This window comes from Luteitalea pratensis (assembly GCF_001618865.1).
Lineage (GTDB): Bacteria > Acidobacteriota > Vicinamibacteria > Vicinamibacterales > Vicinamibacteraceae > Luteitalea > Luteitalea pratensis.
This window is the reverse complement of sequence record NZ_CP015136.1, coordinates 1,576,883-1,593,589: the sequence shown is the minus strand read 5'-3', so window position 1 is coordinate 1,593,589 and position 16,707 is coordinate 1,576,883. Positions and strand designations below refer to the sequence as shown.

General features: G+C 67.3%; 11 protein-coding genes. 6 read left to right on the top strand and 5 right to left on the bottom strand.

From position 1 onward, the window contains the following. Positions 1 to 39: 39 nt before the first annotated feature. The 3 genes from LuPra_RS06580 to LuPra_RS06570 all read left to right on the top strand — a co-directional run bounded on the left by LuPra_RS06580 (position 40) and on the right by LuPra_RS06570 (position 4,519). Positions 40 to 1,497, top strand: coding sequence for a DUF1593 domain-containing protein (locus LuPra_RS06580; protein ID WP_110170012.1), 1,458 nt, complete (start codon positions 40 to 42; stop codon positions 1,495 to 1,497). A gap of 67 nt (positions 1,498 to 1,564) precedes the next feature. Continuing rightward, the gene (locus tag LuPra_RS06575; protein WP_234800760.1) at positions 1,565 to 3,256 is read left to right on the top strand and encodes an AMP-binding protein; all 1,692 of its coding nucleotides are present in this window, start codon (positions 1,565 to 1,567) and stop codon (positions 3,254 to 3,256) included. Between the two features lie 255 nt (positions 3,257 to 3,511). After that, positions 3,512 to 4,519, top strand: a complete 1,008-nt coding sequence (locus LuPra_RS06570) for an SMP-30/gluconolactonase/LRE family protein (protein ID WP_110170010.1) — start codon at positions 3,512 to 3,514, stop codon at positions 4,517 to 4,519. Positions 4,520 to 4,733: 214 nt separating this feature from the next. On the opposite strand, the gene LuPra_RS06565 is transcribed toward LuPra_RS06570, so the two are convergent. Continuing rightward, positions 4,734 to 5,519, bottom strand: coding sequence for an alpha/beta fold hydrolase (locus LuPra_RS06565; protein ID WP_234800759.1), 786 nt, complete (start codon positions 5,517 to 5,519; stop codon positions 4,734 to 4,736). A 243-nt stretch (positions 5,520 to 5,762) separates the two neighbouring features. Here LuPra_RS06565 and LuPra_RS06560 point away from each other — a divergent pair, with 243 nt between their 5' ends. From LuPra_RS06560 to LuPra_RS06550, 3 genes are all read left to right on the top strand, one after another. Beyond that, on the top strand, positions 5,763 to 7,469 hold the full coding sequence (locus LuPra_RS06560; protein WP_110170008.1) for a carboxylesterase/lipase family protein: 1,707 nt from the start codon (positions 5,763 to 5,765) through the stop codon (positions 7,467 to 7,469). 2 nt (positions 7,470 to 7,471) lie between these two features. Beyond that, on the top strand, positions 7,472 to 8,791 hold the full coding sequence (locus LuPra_RS06555) for an alpha/beta hydrolase family protein (protein ID WP_110170007.1): 1,320 nt from the start codon (positions 7,472 to 7,474) through the stop codon (positions 8,789 to 8,791). 261 nt (positions 8,792 to 9,052) lie between these two features. Beyond that, entirely contained in the window at positions 9,053 to 10,591 is a 1,539-nt protein-coding gene (locus LuPra_RS06550) for an FHA domain-containing protein (protein WP_110170006.1), read from the top strand. On the opposite strand, the gene LuPra_RS06545 is transcribed toward LuPra_RS06550, so the two are convergent. The 4 genes from LuPra_RS06545 to LuPra_RS06530 all read right to left on the bottom strand — a co-directional run bounded on the left by LuPra_RS06545 (position 10,575) and on the right by LuPra_RS06530 (position 16,699). Continuing rightward, entirely contained in the window at positions 10,575 to 11,735 is a 1,161-nt protein-coding gene (locus tag LuPra_RS06545; RefSeq protein ID WP_110170005.1) for a PKD domain-containing protein, read from the bottom strand. The two genes, LuPra_RS06550 and LuPra_RS06545, sit on opposite strands and share 17 nt — an antisense overlap. A gap of 11 nt (positions 11,736 to 11,746) precedes the next feature. Then, positions 11,747 to 13,018, bottom strand: coding sequence for a transporter (locus LuPra_RS06540; RefSeq protein WP_110170004.1), 1,272 nt, complete (start codon positions 13,016 to 13,018; stop codon positions 11,747 to 11,749). Positions 13,019 to 13,259: 241 nt separating this feature from the next. Further along, positions 13,260 to 14,963, bottom strand: a complete 1,704-nt coding sequence (locus tag LuPra_RS06535; RefSeq protein WP_110170003.1) for a glycosyltransferase family 39 protein — start codon at positions 14,961 to 14,963, stop codon at positions 13,260 to 13,262. Next, positions 14,960 to 16,699 carry a carbamoyltransferase family protein gene (locus tag LuPra_RS06530; protein ID WP_110170002.1) on the bottom strand — a complete coding sequence of 580 codons (1,740 nt, stop codon included), beginning with the start codon at positions 16,697 to 16,699 and terminating at the stop codon, positions 14,960 to 14,962. Before LuPra_RS06530 ends, LuPra_RS06535 begins: the two co-directional genes overlap by 4 nt. Positions 16,700 to 16,707 lie beyond the last annotated feature (8 nt).

Here is a 16,707-nt window from a genome sequence, read left to right as displayed (position 1 = left end):
GACGAGATACCCTGCGGCCGGCGAGGCAGGCCACGAATCATGAAACGACACCACGCTGGCGCCCTCATCGCCGTCGTCGTCGCTGGCATCGTCGGTGAACCACAGGCGCAGATCTCGCAGACGGTCGAGGCCAGGCCGCGCGTGTTCGTTCTCACCGACATCGGGAACGAGCCGGACGATGCGCAGTCGATGGTGCGGTTCCTGACGTATGCGAACCACTTCGAGGTCGAGGGCCTCGTCGCGACCACGTCGATCCACCAGCGCGACAAGACCGCGGCCTTGCGCATTCAGGCGATCGTGCAGGCCTACGGGAAGGTGCGCGACAACCTGGAGACGCACGAACCGGGCTTCCCCACAGCCGAGCGTCTTCTGTCGGTCATCAGTGAGGGGTTGCCCGCGTTTGGCATGGCGGCCGTCGGCGCCGGCAAGGACTCGCCAGGCTCGGAGGCGCTGATTGCAGCGGTCGATCGCGAAGACAGCCGGCCGCTGTGGGTCCCGGTATGGGGCGGGCCGAACGTGCTTGCGCAGGCGCTGTGGAAGGTCCGAACGACGCGGTCGCCGGTCGATCTGGCCCGGTTCGTTTCGAAACTCCGCGTTTACACGATCTCCGACCAGGACGACAGCGGACCATGGATCCGGAAGACGTTCCCCGACCTCTTCTACATCGCGAGCCCTGGCCTCCACGCGGGCGGCGCCTACCATTTCGCGACGTGGAGCGGGATCAGCGGCGACAACTTCCACGCACGCTTCACGGGCGCCGACTTCGACATCGTCGACAATCCCTGGCTCGGGCGGCACATTCGCAGCAAGGGACCACTCGGCGCGCAGTACCCGCAGGTCGAGTTCCTGATGGAAGGCGACACGCCGAGCTTTCTCGGTCTCGTGGGCAACGGCCTCAATGTTCCGGACCATCCGGACTGGGGCGGGTGGGGCGGCCGCTACGAGAGGTACATGCCGCGGACACAGAGGTGGTTCCAGGAGCCGGAGACGCGCCCCTTCTGGACCGATGCCGTCGATGAGGTCCGCGGTGCCGACGGCCGCTGGCATACGAGCAACCACGCGACGATCTGGCGCTGGCGCGCCGCGTACCAGAACGACTTCGCCGCGCGCATGGACTGGACGATCGAGCCGTACGGGAAGGCCAACCATCCGCCGGTGCCGAAGCTGTCGCACGCGGACGCGTTCTCCGCACGGCCTGGCGAGCGTGTGGAGCTGAATGCGGAAGGCTCGACCGACCCCGACGGCGACGCGCTGTCGTACGAGTGGTTCTACTACGGCGAAGCAGGCACCTTCACGACATCCAGCGGCCGCACGGGCCAGCCGGTCATGATTCAGGACTTCGATCGGGCAAGGGCCTCGTTCACTGTCCCCACGGAACGCGTCATGCCGCCCGGCACCGGGACGATGCACATCATTCTCGCGGTGACCGACGATGGAACGCCTCGGCTGACACGGTATCGGCGCGTGATCGTCACGGTCACGCCGTCAGGTGAGTAATATGCCCGACCCTCATACGACGCCTACGCGCACCGCGTACGGCCTTCCACGCCCCCCGTTCCGTGACGTGACGGTCGGGAATCTGCTGTCGCTGCTGGCCGCCGCGCTCCCTGCGCGGCCGGCGCTCCTGTACGACAACGGGCCGCGATACACCTTCGCCGAGCTCGAGGCGGAGGCGCGCCTCGTCGCTCGGGGTCTCCTCGCCCACGGCGTCGAGCCTGGTGAACGCGTCGTCGTCTGGGCCACCAACGTGCCCGAGTGGGTCGTGCTGCAGTTCGCGCTGGCGAAGATCGGCGCTGTCCTCGTGACCGCCAACACCTCGCTGAACGCCAGGGACATCGACTACCTTCTGCGGCAGAGCAAGGCGGCCACCATTGTCACGATCAGCGGCTTCCGGGGGCTCGACTACCTCGGGGCGCTCGAAGAGATCGGTGCGACACGCGTCGGCATGCCGGACCTCGAGCGCCGGATCTTCATCGGCCGTCCGGGTGAGGTGACGCCGCCGGCATACACGCCGTTCGAGGCGCTCCGCGCTGACGCGCTGCGCGTGGACGATGCCGTCGTTGACGCGCGCGGTGCGGCCGTCGGCGTCGATGACGTGATCAACATGCAGTACACGTCGGGCACGACGGGGTTCCCCAAGGGCGTGATGCTGTCCAGCCGTAACATCGTCAACAACGGCGAGGTGCTCGGCCGCATGCTCGGCTACACGCCGGAGGATCGCCTGTGCCTCTGCGTCCCGTTGTTCCATTGCTTCGGCTGCGTCATCGGCGTGCTCGGCTCCTACACGCATGGCGCCTCGATCTGTCCGCTCGAGTGGTTCGAGCCGGCACGGGTGCTCGCCACGATCGCGCGTGAGCGGTGCACCGCACTCTATGGCGTGCCGACGATGTTCCTCGCGGAACTGGAGCACCTGGACTTCGGACGCTTCGACCTCACGTCGCTCAGGACCGGCATCATGGCCGGCTCCCTCTGTCCCCAGCCGTTGATGCGACGCGTGATGCAGGAGATGCACCTGCCGGAGATCACCATCGTCTACGGACTGACCGAGGCGTCACCCGCGATCACGATGACACCACGCGACGCGTCGGTGGCCGATCGCTCAGAGACCGTCGGCCTCGTCCTGCCCGAACAGGAAGTCCGGATCGTGGATCCGGCCAGCGGCGCCGTTCGCGCGACGGGCGAACCGGGAGAACTGTGCGTGCGCGGCTACAACGTGATGAAGGGCTACTTCAACGACCCAGACGCGACGCGTGCCGCCGTCGATGCCGACGGGTGGCTCCGTTCGGGCGACGAGGCGAGCATCGACGCCGCCGGGGTCGTCCGAATCACGGGCCGCATCAAGGACATCCTCATCCGCGGCGGCGAGAACATCTCCCCCAGGGAAATCGAGGACTGCCTTCGAGAGCATCCCGCCGTGGCCGACGCGTACGTCTACGGCATGGCGGACGACTTCTTCGGCGAGGTGGTGGCAGCCGCGGTGCGGCCGAGACCGGTGCCCGCCGGCGCGGCGGCCGGCGAGCCCGAGGTGGACGTCGAGGCAGACGCGCTGATCCGCTGGTGCCGCCAGCGCCTGGCGCGCTTCAAGGTACCGGTCCACGTCAGGTTCGTGTCGGAATTCCCGATGACCGCATCGGGCAAGGTCCAGAAGTACAAGCTGCGCGAGGCGCACGCGGCGGCGCTCCGCGACGAATCCGAGGAGAATCCGGGGAATCCGGGGAATCCGGACGTGGGCGGCGCTGCTCGCCAGGCTGACTGATCGCAAAGGCGGCGCCGCCATGGACGTGCAGACGAGGCCCGGACAAGACCTCACGGTGTCTGCGACAACCAGGCAACATGGCTATCGCCGTCGCGGTCCAGCCGGGAGGCTCCGTCCAATACGCCGCGGCCGCGGCGGTCTCCTGAAAGCCCGAGCATTGACAGCGTGTTCAACGGGGGGCACGATGACGCTGTTCCCGCTTCACGGAAGTCCCCTGTGTGTTGGCAGGTCAGGCCTGTCACGAAGGAGGGCGCGATGTCCAACGGCTCCGGCTTCCGGAAGTCAGGAGTATGGTCCGCGGCTGCGCGTGCGCTGTTCGGGTCGCTGCTGTTGGTCGCTACGCTGCCACTGGCCGCAAGCGGTCCTGCTTTCCCACCACTCATCGCCCTGCCCGCGGGCTTCGCACCGGAAGGCATCGCCACGGGGCGCGGCAGCAGCTTCTATGCGGGTGACCTGAACACCGGCCGCCTGCTGCGGGGCGACTATCGGAGCGGTACCGTCGAGGAGCTCGCAGCATCACCCGCTCCAGGCGCGCAGGCCGTCGGGCTCGAGATCGACAAACGGACCAATGCGCTATTCGTCGCGGCGAGCACGTTCGGCGCCCGCGTGTACGACGCAGAGACCGGCGCACTCCTCGAGTCGTATCCGTTCGCGACTACCGGGCCAAATCCTGTTCTCGCCAATGACGTCGAGATCACTCGCGACGCGGCGTATTTCACCGACTCGTGCAGCGCCACTCTGTACAAGCTGCCGCTGGGGCCTGGCGGTCGCCTGCCTGCCCCGTCGGCGGTGGAAGCCATCCCGGTGACGGGCGACTTCACCTTCGTGTTCGTGCCCGCGCCGCCCGGCTACCCCTGCGGCCTGCCGAACATGAACGGCATCGTCGCCAGCGACGACGGCCGCTGGCTGATCATCGGCAACACCGTCACGAGCGAGTTGTTCCGCGTCAATCCGGTGACGGGCGAATCGGTGAAGATCGCGCTGCTCGATGCGCCGTTCAGCAGCCCATTCACGGACGGACTGCTGCTGCACGGCTCGACGCTCTACTCGGTCGAGAATTTCCCGAACCGCATCGCCGTGATCGAGCTCTCGGACGATCGGCTGACGGGCACCATCGAGCGGTACGTCACGTCTCCGAACTTCGACGTCCCGTCGACGGCCGCGTTCTTCGGAGAATCGATCTATGCGATCAACGCACGGTTCCGGTTCGACGGGAGTACCCCGCCGCAGCGAGACGACGACATCGTGCGAGTGAGCCGGTAGCGCGCACAGTCCACACGTAGCTGCCGGACTTTGTCCGGCAGTCTCCTGCGGCCCCGCGGGACTTCCGCCTTCGCCCAAGCTACGGCGGACAAGTCGTCCCGCGGGCAGCGCGCCGGACAAGTCCGGCGCCTACTCTTGGCGAGTGTCCTCCACATTTCCGCATTTCCGCATTCAGCGTTACGCTCGCGGGCGCACGGACGGATGCCCGCGAGGTTCAGCCATCCCCGTCGGCGTCGAGAAAGCGCTCGATCAGGCGCACGGTCAGCTCGGCGTACGTCCCGTCGACCTCGCCGGCCGATGTCTCGCCGAGGTAGTGACCGTGCCCACTCGGCAGGATCAGCAGCCGTGCCTGCGGCAGCAGCCGGAACAGGCTCACCGCGTGTTCCGGTGTCGCGACGTCGCGATCGCCCATCACGACGAGCGTCGGCACACGTACGGCCCGCACCGCCTCGTCGGGCACGTCGGCAAAACTCCGCATCCGCGCCGCGTCCTTGTCGTGCATGGTCCTGAGCTGCTGCGGATCCGGGTTGACGCGCAGGAACGCGTCCTTGAGCGCCTGCGGCATGTCCTCGAACGTTGCCTGCCGCATGAACTGCCAGAACTGCGGTGGAGCGCCGTCTCGTCGAGTGAGCGAGGACGCGAAGACGAGCCGGCGTACGACCTCCAGGTGACGAATGGCGACCTGAAGCGCGACGCTGCCACCGTTGCTGAAGCCGAAGACATCGGCCTCGACAACGTCGAGGTGTCGCAGCAGCGCCGCCGCATCGTCTGCCGACGCGTCGAACGTGACCGGTTGGTCGCGATCGGAGGTGCGGCCGTGACCCTGTTCCTCGATGGCGATGACACGGCGATGCTCGGCGAGCAGCGGCAGCACCCGGCCGAACGTCGAATCGATCGTCGAGCCGCCGCCGTGCAGCAACAGGAGCGGCACCCCGTCGCGCCGGCCGTGTACCTCGTAGTACATCCGAATGCCGTGAATGGATGCGTGGCCTGTGGTCATGGTCGTGATCATGGTCATACGTGGCGGCGGGACTTGTCCCGCAGGCAGCGCTTCCCGTCGAGCAAGCTCGACGGCTACGTACTCGGACGCCGGCATCTTCTGGCAAACGAATGGCATCAGCGGAATCTGACCGTGGTGAGAAGGACCACTCCAGGCTGAACCGTCCGGCTGGATGGCTTGACAACGTGCCGGCAGGCTGTGATCAATGGGCGCGCACTCACCCCAGTCGAGCCAGGAGACACGATGCGAACCAATCGTCGACAGTTCATCGAACGCGTAGGCACTGGTGCTGCCGCACTCACGGCCGGCGCGACAACCGCATCGGCTGGTTCGGCCCAGGCTCCGCGGAGCAGGCAGTCGGATCAGGACGGGCCCGTGCTCCTGATCGGCGACGACATCGCCGTCACCGAGACGACCACCGGCAAGGTCCGCGGCTACGTGTTGCGCGGCATCCATCACTTCCTCGGCATGCCGTATGGCGCCGACACCTCCGGCGCCAACCGGTTCATGCCACCGCGTCCAGCGGCGCCCTGGACCGATGTGTATCAAGCGCTGTGGTGGGGCAACACCGCGCCGCAGAACATGGAAAACCGCTACGCCAGCAAGTTCGGGTCGTTCCGCGACCACTGGAACTACGACGACGTCAGCGAGGACTGCCTGCGGATCAACGTGTTCACGCCGGCGCTGAAGGACGGCCGTAAGCGCCCGGTGATGTTCTGGATCCACGGCGGCGGTTACACCAATGGCAACGGCATCGAGCACGACGGCTACAACGGCGAGAACCTCGCGCGCTCCGGTGACGTCGTCTTCTGCTCGATCAACCACCGGCTCGGCCCGCTCGGCTACTGCAATCTCGCCGGCGTCGGTGGCGAGAAGTACGCGGCGTCGGGCAACGTCGGCATGCTCGACATCGTCGCCGCACTCGAGTGGGTGCGCGACAACATCGCCAGCTTCGGCGGCGATCCCGGCAACGTGACGATCATGGGCCAGTCGGGCGGCGGCGCGAAGGTGTGCACGCTCACCGCAATGCCGTCGGCACGTGGCCTGTTCCACAAGGCGGTCGTGCTGAGTGGCGCGTCGCTGCGCGCCGGCGACAAGGGTTATGCCGAGAAGCTCGGGGCCTCCGTGCTGGCCGAAGCCGGGTTGAGCGCCAGCGACATGGGCAAACTGCAGGAGCTGCCGTGGAAGGCGTACCTCGAGGTCGCGACGCGGGCGCAACGCAAGCTGGCGTCGGAGATGGCGGCGTCGGGTGCGGCGATCCCTGGACTGCGGGCCGGCTTCAGTCCGTCGGTGGACGGCACGATCCTGCCGCAACATCCGTACGCGCCGGACCCAGCCGCGACGGCCGCGACCATCCCGATGATCATCTGCTCCACCGCCAACGAGCAGTCGCCGGCGTGGACCGACGCAACGCTGCTCGGGGTGACGCTGCCAGAGGTCGCCGAGCGGCTGAAGGAGCGCGCCGGATTCGGTCCGGGCCTCGGCGATCGCGCGATGGCGGTCGTGGACGCTTACGCGAAGGCCTTTCCCGACAAGAAGCCGGTCGAAATCTGGTCGCCCGTCAGCAGTAACCGGCAGAACGTCGTGGCGCTCGCCGATGCCAAGTCGAAGCAGACGGCACCGGTGTTCGTGAGCTGGTTCGCGTGGCAACCGCCGCTCTTCGACGGGCGAATCGGCGCCTTCCACTGCGTCGACATCTGCTTCTGGTTGAACAACACCGACGTGATGCTCACGCACACCGGCGGCGGCGCACGGCCGCGGCGCCTCGCCGAGAAGATGTCGGCGTCGCTGGTCCAGTTCATGAAGTCGGGTGATCCGAACGGCGCCGGCCTCACGTCCTGGCCGAAGTACACCTCCGGCAAGGGCGAGACGCTCGTCCTGGACGACGTGTGCACGGTGCGCAACGACTTCGATCGGGAAGCACGCAAGGCCCTGCCGACGACGACCTAGCCGTGCCTCCATGCCATCGTCGTGCGCGGGCCGCGTCGACCCTGGCGTGGTCCGCGCTGTTGCTGGCGTCGGCCGCGACCGTCCTCCCCGGCCAGACGCCTGCGCCTCCGACCGTCGTCGCCGGCATTCCCGTCAACTACGACGAGGCGCTGACCGGCACGTACACGCTGCCCGACCTGTTCGTGCTCGCAGACGGCACGGCCGTGCGGGACGCGACAACGTGGACGACCAGCCGACGCCCCGAGATCGTGCGACTCCTCGAGCACCAGCAGTTCGGCCGCAGCCCGGGCCGGCCCGCCGACCTTCGCTTCGAGATCTTCGACAAGGGCACGCCGGCGCTGAACGGCATCGCCCTCCGCCGGCAGGTGACGATCGTCTTTTCGTCGGCCCCGGGCGCACCGACTGCCGACCTGCTGATCTACCTTCCCGCGAACGCCCGCGGCCCCGTGCCCCTGTTGCTCAACATCAGCTTCAGCGCGAACTCGGCCGTCGTCGACGACCCTGGCATCAGGCCAGGCACGGTCTGGGATCGCGAGAAGAATGTCCGCGTGCCGGCGACACCGCGTCCGCAGGGACGGCTTGACATCGCGCCGTTCCTCGCGCAGGGCATCGGCGTGGCGACGATGTACTACGGCGACATCGAGCCCGATTTCGCGGCGGGCCTGCCCCTGGGCATCCGTAAGCATTTCCTGAAGCCTGGCCAGACGCAGCCCGCGGCGGACGAGTGGGGCACGATCGCGGCATGGGCGTGGGGCCTGAGCCGCGCGATGGATTATCTCGAGACCGACACCGCCGTCGACGCCCATCGCGTCGCCATCGTGGGCGTCTCGCGCCTCGGCAAGACGGTCCTGTGGGCGGGCGCCAGGGACACACGCTTCGCCATGGTCATCGCGAGCTGTTCAGGCGAGAGCGGCGCTGCGCTGAGCCGCAGGACGTACGGCGAAACGGTCAAGCACATGACCGCGCGCTACGGCTACCAGTTCGCCGCCAACTATGCGCACTACGGCGATCGCATCGACACGCTCCCGGTCGATGCGCACATGCTTGTCGCCTCGATCGCGCCGCGCCCGCTCTTGCTGCAGACGGGCGACAAGGACTTCTGGTCCGACCCCAGGGGCGAGTTCCTGGCAGCCGTCGCTGCCGGGCCGGTCTACACGCTGCTCGGCAAGGGCGCCCTCGGGACGAACGAGATGCCGGCCGCCGGGATCCCGATCTTCCAGACGATTGGTTACGTCATGCACGAGGGTGGGCACGGGACCATAGCGTCTGACTGGCCATTGTTTCTGCAATTCATGCGCATGCACCTCCTTCCGGACAGGTAGGTCTCGTCGCTCCCCGCCCTCGGTCTGCTCTCGTCCGCCACGCGGCGGAGGACGCTTTGCCAACGCGAGACGTCCAGGACCGTTCTCCCGTCGCATCGGAATCGTTCCGGATCAGTAGCCGCACTTCCTCGAATCCAGGCTGTCGGGGGCCAACGTTGCGGGTCCGGCGCCAGGTGGTGTCGTAGCTCGACCGATGGCGCGGTAAGATGCCCCACATCGGTCGACGTCATTCCATGAGCGAGCCACGAGCCCCGGTGCCCCATGTACGGTGAGCGATCCACACCAGCATTGAACGTCCGCGTCGACGGTGGCAGGACCGTGCGGTTCGCGCATCCGTTCCACGTCGGCCGCAGTGCCGAGTGTGACCTCCAGGTCGACGACTATCACGTCAGCCGCAAGCACCTGCTGATCTCGATCACCAACGGCCGCTGGACTTTCACGGACCTGCAGAGCGCCAACGGCGTGTTCGTCAACGGCACGCGCGCGGGCAATGGCGTCATCGCAGACGGCATGACCCTGCGCCTCGGCGGCGAGGACGGGCCGGCATTGGTCGTTCGCCTCGAGGAGCCCGCAGCGCCGGTCAAACGCGTCGAGCAGCACGTTCCGGAGCCCGTCGAGGGCGAGACCCGCATGATTGCGAGCCTCGAGCAGCGGTATTTCGGTGAAGGCGGCGACGACGACGAGCCTGCGGGCCCTCGCACGATGATGATCCGCAAGGCCTTCAAGCAGGTGCAGAAGCGTCAACAGCGGCGTTACCGCTACGTGCTGGCCGGGCTGGCCATCGTGGCGCTGGCCGCAAGTGCTTTCGCCATCCACTTCAAATTGAGAAATCGGGCTCTCGAGGCACAGGCAGCGGAACTCTTCTATACGCTCCGGGAAATCGATCTCCGGGCCGCGCGAACCGATCTGGCGCTCGAGGCGTCGGGCAAGCGCATCGACTCGGCTGAAGCCCGCGAACGATCAGAAAAGCGCCGTGTGGCGCAGGCCAACTACGAGAAGTTCCTGGAGACGACCGGGGTCTACGGGCGCAAGCTCACCGACGAGGAGAAGTTGATCCTGAAGGTGATGCGAATCTTCGGCGAGTCCGAGTTGATCGTGCCGCACGAGTACATCCGCGAGGTGCAGGGCTACATCCAGGGCTGGCGGAGCACGAAGCGTTTCTCCCGGGACATCGGCATCGCCAAGGAACGCGGCTACGTACGGCGCATTGTCGAGGAGTTCTCACGCCAGAACCTGCCGCCGCAGTTCCTGTACCTCGCCATGCAAGAAAGCGACTTCAACCCGTTCGCGGTGGGCCCGCCCACCCGTTTCGGGCTCGCCAAGGGAATGTGGCAGTTCATTCCCGGCACGGGCAGTGACTATGGGTTGAAGATCGGGCCGCTCAAGGCTGCGCGGACGTACGACGCCGGTGACGAGCGGATGAAATGGGACAAGGCGACCGTCGCCGCAGCGAAGTACATCAAGACGATCTACTCGACCGATGCCCAGGCGTCCGGGCTCCTGGTGATGGCCTCGTACAACTGGGGTGAGCGCCGCGTCGTGAACTTGATCAAGTCGCTCCCGGACAACCCGCGCGACCGCAACTTCTGGTTGCTGCTGCGGGACCACCGGGAGAAGGTGCCCGACGAGACCTACAAGTACGTCTTCAGCATCGTCTCGGCGGCGGTGATCGGGGAGAACCCGCGGTTGTTCGGGTTCGACTTCGACAACCCGATCGCAGAGGTGTTGCAGGCGCAACGGGGGAACGTCGCGCCGGTCACCGGCCGCGACGTTCCCCAGGTTCTCACCGCGTCGCGGTGAAGGGGCACGGGCAATCGGCAAAGCCTGTGGCCGTCCCGGTCCATGTGCGCAACGTCGAGTCGAGGTCGCCGACAAACGACAAGTTGACGCGCGTCGGGCTGCCGACGAGCCCGAGTTCCAGCCCGACGACCGAGAGCAGCCGTGGGTTGGACGCGTTGCCGAGCCCCTGACGCGACAGCACCAGCGTGGGGTCGGTGACCGTCGCGACCACCTGCGACTGTGTCTGGCTCAGTACCGTCGGGAACCTGAAGGCGCCGCTCGACAATCCCAGCCGGTTGTCGGACGTCTGAACGGCCACGTTCCACGCGCCGGTCACCGCGCCAACCTGCACCTCGACCTTGTCCTGGGCCATCACGCCCTTGCTATCGGTAATCGTCGCCGTGACCACGAACCTGCCGGTGTTGTTGAACACGTGGGTGGTCGCGGTTCCGGTCCCTCCGGCAATACCGTCGCCGAAGTTCCATGAAAACGTGAACGGTGGCGTGCCGCCCGTGGGCGGCTCCATGTACTGGAACGAGAACACCGTCGCGGCCAACAACCCCGCGCCCGAGGGCGACACGACGAAGTCGGGCGTGCGGAGGTCGGCGGCAATCGTCGTCGTCGCAGCCGGAGGCTCCGGGGGTGTCGGCACCGCCGTCGTGGTCGGCGGCGGCAGATCGCTCTTGAGCAACAGCAGTTCGGGGAAGTTCAACGGGCTGCCCGGGCAGTCACGCAGCGTCGTGCCGCCAGTCCATCGGAGCAACTGGCTGTTCAACGGCCCCGAGAACTCACGTTCGGCCGTGCAGCCGGATACGGTGAGGGTCAGCCTGCCGGCAAACTGACCGTTGTCGGGTGAGCCGGTCAGTTGCCCATTGGCCTCGCCGGCCGAGCCGTCGCCTGTCTTGAACAGGCCGAAGACCGTATACCGCTCGGATCCCGGGGTCGTGCCCGCACTCACCAGTTCGAAGAACAGGGTCATGTCGCTCGGCACGGTTGGCGCCGGGGTGAACGCGACGTACCGCCGCGCCGGCACGACGGTGGTGGTCGTCGTGGTGGCGCTGACGACCGTCACCTCACCCGGCCCGACCGGATTCTTCGACTCGCAGCCCACGAGCACTGCAGACAGCAGGGCGCCAGACGCGATCAGCGGAAGCAGTGTGCGCATGGACGATCGCCTCAAAATGTCCAATCCAGGCCGACGACGGGAATGAACTTGTCGTGCAGGCCGTTGTCTCGCAATGTGGCGAGGGCGTTCAGCGACAGGACGAAGCTACCTTTCAGGTTCAACCTCACGCCCGGCGCGAGCGTCAGCTTGTTGATGCCTTCATCGAGCGCGACGAACGAATCGACCGATGTCGCGCCGATACGGCCCAGCGGGCTCGTCGGCGTGGGAGTCTCGGTCTTGATGCCGATGTGTCCGGCGCCGAGGATGTGCCGCCCGAGCAGGTCCACCAGCAGCGTCAGCTTCGGCGCCGCCGCGAATTCGAAACCCGCCGCGTACTGGAACTGGTGCCGTGCCGTGACGGTCGATTTTCCGGCGTCATCGGTGATGGCATCGATGCCATCGCTCCAGAAATCGAAGCCGACGTTGCCATGGGGCCGGAAGCGGGCCTTGCCCGTCGAAACGACCGCCGACACCATCGTGCGCGTGACGCCCAGGCCGCGGAAATTGTCCTTGTCGCCGGTCGGGAGCCGGACGGTGGCAACAAGCGCGATGCCGCCCGGGTCAGGCGGCCCTTCCCCGAAGGTGGTGAGCCGGTATTTGCCAGAGACGGCCATGTCGCCGAGTCCGGTGGACGTCCCGGCCCCTTTTGCGAGCGCGACGACGTTCTCGTTGCCGTCCTCCATCCACGAGATGCCGTCCACCGACATCCGCACGAGCGGCACCCCCACCGAGAGATCGAGCTTGTCGGTGACGCCGACCGAACTGGACATGAGCAGCGTCTCGGCCTGCAGCACCAGGCTCGAGAAGCCTTTGCGCGTCGACGCCGCCGTCGGCCCGGTTGCGTTGGTCAGCTGCATCCGCTCCAGCGAGAAGTCGCCGAGTTGCTCGTAGGACGCGGCCGTCACCGAGACATACACCGCGACCTTGCCTTCGCCCGAGGTCAGCGCCCGCTCCGAGAAGGAGGGACCGAAACTGGTGGCTTGCCGCACCCGCAGGCCGGTGGCCGGGTCGACCTTGTACGTGAACGAGGGGGAGGCGGTAATCAGCGGCGTCGTGCCCACCTCGAGCGACGTCGCGAGGGCAAGCGCGCTGGCAACCGACGCCGACCCGGCGGTGCGGGCCAGCGTGTTGAGTGTCTGGGCCAGTGTCAGCCCTTCGGCCGTGGGCGTGGTGGGCGTGGCCGTCGGCGTGGTTGGAGTTGTCGGCGTGGTCTGCGCCGACACTGGACCACAGCAGGCAATTACCAGGACGGCAGCCCCGAACGCCGGACGCGTCACACGCATCGCATATCTCCCCGCATGTCGGACGACACTACCGTCACGAAACAGACCGCGTACCCTGCCGCGGGTGACCAGAAGCCGGTTGCGTACACATGGGTGGCACGAGGTGTATCGCATTGTTCCCACGACAAGTCAACGCTTTCCAAGCGAAACCATACCTTTGCTGCGTCATGCCTTGCCTTCCCGCCTGCACGCCAGGTCGCGTCGCCGCGTTCTTACGCGCGTGCCGGGCGGCCAGCGCGCTTCATGGCCGCGGTCGTCTCGGCAGTAAGAGCCGGTAGAAGGCGAAGCGATAGTCCCGTTCACGGTATTCGCGCGTCACCGTGTACGGGACGGTGCCGAGGGCCGTGTGACAGTACTTCTGTTGTGTCGGATCGGCGGCGTTGCACCAATAGTTCCAGTGCACGAAGACCCCGCCGGGGTAGCGCATCCCCAGGTAGTCGATCTGGAGCGGGTTGACCGTGGCCAGTGACATCTGCCCGGCGTTGATCCCCCAGATGTGGAACATCGCCGGGTTGTGCGTGAGCACATACGATGCCGGCGGCAGTTCGGCCGCGACGGCGCGCGCGAAGCGCACATCGGCCCTCGCCGCCCAGGCTTCTTCCGTCGTCGCCCGCACCAACGGGGCGTACGAGAGGAACTGGAACAGCAGCCCGACCGTGACGGCCGGCCGTTCCCACCCCGGTGGCACCAGCCTCGCCAGCCATATGGCGAGCCGGGCGGCGCCGAGGCCACCGAGCACCGCTATCGGTGGATAGGTCAGCAGCGAGTAACGTACGTCCGCGCCGTAGTTGTAACTGCCGGCGTAGAACAGCAGGTCGATGCCGAAGAACGCCAACAAGTACGCGACCAGCGCGGCGCGCTCGACCAACCAGCCGCGCCACGCCAGCCCGATCACCGCCAGACCCGTGTAGATGAACGGAAATCGCTCATCTGCGAAGTAGAACGGGCCGTTCACGCGCAGGTTGGGCCAGAGGTACTGCAGCGAAAGGCGCGAACCGCTGGTGCCCCAGCCCTCGTTGCGCACCGCGAACAGGTGCGTCACGTGTACGGCGAGCAGCACGAATCCCAGCAGGCTCATCCAGCCCAGTCGCCAGGCGCCAATTGCGGCGCGATGACGCCACCCGAGCACGCCGAGGGCCGGCAGTATCAGCAGTGACTCCGGGCGGAACTGGACCGCATACGCCGTCATCGCCACGGCCCCGGCCAACGCCGCAACACTTCCGGAACGCCAGGCCTGCAACATCGCGACGAGTGCCAATACGCAGGCGAGCGAGGCGGTGGGCTCGACGGCGGCCGTCGCCGACCACAGCAACTGCTGCGGCGTCAGCGTCACCAGGAGGCCCGCGAAGCCCGCCACGACAGGATCGCCGAAGAGGAGCCATGCAAGCAGGTACACGCCGCACGCGGTGGCAGCCATCGCGACGGCGTTGACGGCGAACGCCGCGCCGGGGCGTACGCCGACCACCCGGTAGACGAGGCTGAGGACGTGTGGGTACGCGTAGGGCTGCTTGTTGTACTCGGTCGCGAAGCATCTCAGGCGCCCGTACTCGACGATGCCGTCGTTGCACATCTGCGCCCGCCTGAGGTCGGACAGGTTCTGGCCGATGCCCTGGTAGATCTGTTCGTCGTAGAAGATGCGGTGGGTGCGTGGCGCCGCGAAGAGGGTGAGCATCAGCGCCAGCGTCGCCAGACCCGTCATCGCCACGATGTCGCGCCGCTCCAGCGACCGCCACAGGTCGCGTGCCAGCACGACACCGCCGGCCAGGGCCACCGCGACACACAGCTCCAGCGAATAGAACTGGGCGCTCTTCAACTGCTCACGCAGGAGTGGCAGCGGCGTCCTCGATACCCAGATCGCCACGGTGGTCACCGCGATCGCCCATGCCGTGGCCAATGCCACCCAGGCCCGCACGCTCGTCGTGCCCATCGCCCCACCGACGGTCACGAGTGCGTCGTCCCCTGGGCAACCGCGAGCCCGGCCACGCGACCCGCAGGCTCGAGGCAGTACCCGCCGATCGCCAGCGCGTCCGCGCCTGATCGCCGGAACACGTCGAGGGCCTCGGCCGGTGAGCACACGAGCGGTTCGCCGTGGATGTTCATGCTCGTGTTCAGCACGACCCCGGCTCCCCAGCGCCGGCGGGCCTGGTGCAGTACCGCGGCAAACGCGCTGCGCTCGCCGTCAGCGACGAACTGTGGCCGGCAGGTGCCGTCGACGCTGATCACACCGGCGAGACGATCGCGATGCTCTGGCAGCACTTCGTACGCCATGGTCATGGCGCGATTGCGGCTGCCCGTCCAATCGGCGAGCAGGCGGGGGCCCTCGCTCTCCAGCATGCTGGGACAGAACGGCTGGTACCACACGCGACGCTTGAGGACGAGGTTCAACCGGTCACGCACGCCGACGAGATCCGGTCGCGCGAGCACGCTCCGATGCCCAAGGGCTCGCGGTCCGTATTCCATGCCGCCCTGGAACCACAGCACGATGCGGCCGGACTCGAGCAGGTCGGCCACGCGCCCGGCAGGATCCGCGACCCGCGTCGGCTCGAAACCCGCATCGCGTATCGCCGTCAGGATGGCCTCGTCGTCGTATGCGGGGCCGAGGCCGAGATCGGCGAGATCGAGTTTCACCGGCGAGCCGAGACCGACGGCCGCCACAGTGGCGGCCCCTACCGGCAGCCCGCCATCTCCCATGTGGGGGAACACGTAGACATCCTCGATGTCGCGCATCAGCCGCACGTGCCTGGTCGCCTTCACGTTGGAGACCACGCCGCCGCTGAGGGCAACACGCGGTAACCCCGTGAGCCGGACGGCATCGCGCGCGAGCGCGCACGAGACACGTTCGACCACCCGCTGCGCCATGTACGCGAACTGCTCGTTGGCGTACTGCCACTGGATGGCGGCCAGCGTGCCCTTCAACGCGTGGCCAGGGCGCGTCGTGACGATCACGCCGTCCCGGACATCGACCAGCGCGAGCAGCGGATTTGCCGCATCGGGGATCGGCGCGGCGTAGTCGGCAAGCGCCATCACCTTGCCTTCGTCTTCCAGTTCCCGCATGTTCAGCAGGCTGGTCACATGTTCGAAGAAGACGCCGAGCGAACTGCGCGCCGGTGATGCGGCCACGCGCTCCAGGGCGCCGTCACGGAATGCGGAGATGGTCGCCGACAGGCCATCGCCGAGACCGTCGATCGTGATCACCGTGCAGGCATCGAACCCGGAGGCCCACGCAGCGGCGGCGGCGTGCGCCTCGTGATGATCCACGATCTGCAGCCTGGCGTGCGCCAGCCCGTGATTGGCGAGTTCGCGGCGCAGCGCCATACGGCTCAAGGCGGTCGAGATGCGCCCGGGGGACCATTCCGTGATGCGGTACTTGGCCGCCCTGGTCAGTGACGCCAGCGCCCCCGGCCGCACCGCGCGACGACGCACGGCGTAGTGCCGTTCCTTGCTCGCCGGCCACCAGCGCCCGAGAGTCTTGGCTGGGTCCGAGGTCGACACCGCAACGACGTCCACGTGCCCGGGCTCGAGGCCGGCCGAGGACAGGCACGCCGCGATCGAACGGGACGGGAACCGGATTTCCAGCTTGCGGCGCGTGAACCGTTCCTCGTTCAGCGCACACCGCAGCAGGCCGTCCACGAGCAGGGCGGCACCGGAATCGTGGCCATCCCAGACCCCAAGTACGTTCACGAAAGTCT

What these genes read in the sequence shown, in the direction of transcription:
- LuPra_RS06550 (WP_110170006.1), top strand. Translation starts at nt 9,053, where the DNA reads ATGTACGGTGAGCGATCCACACCAGCATTGAACGTCCGCGTCGACGGT.
- LuPra_RS06545 (WP_110170005.1), bottom strand. Translation starts at nt 11,735, where the DNA reads ATGCGCACACTGCTTCCGCTGATCGCGTCTGGCGCCCTGCTGTCTGCA.
- LuPra_RS06570 (WP_110170010.1), top strand. Translation starts at nt 3,512, where the DNA reads ATGTCCAACGGCTCCGGCTTCCGGAAGTCAGGAGTATGGTCCGCGGCT.
- LuPra_RS06540 (WP_110170004.1), bottom strand. Translation starts at nt 13,018, where the DNA reads ATGCGTGTGACGCGTCCGGCGTTCGGGGCTGCCGTCCTGGTAATTGCC.
- LuPra_RS06565 (WP_234800759.1), bottom strand. Translation starts at nt 5,519, where the DNA reads ATGACCACAGGCCACGCATCCATTCACGGCATTCGGATGTACTACGAG.
- LuPra_RS06560 (WP_110170008.1), top strand. Translation starts at nt 5,763, where the DNA reads ATGCGAACCAATCGTCGACAGTTCATCGAACGCGTAGGCACTGGTGCT.
- LuPra_RS06580 (WP_110170012.1), top strand. Translation starts at nt 40, where the DNA reads ATGAAACGACACCACGCTGGCGCCCTCATCGCCGTCGTCGTCGCTGGC.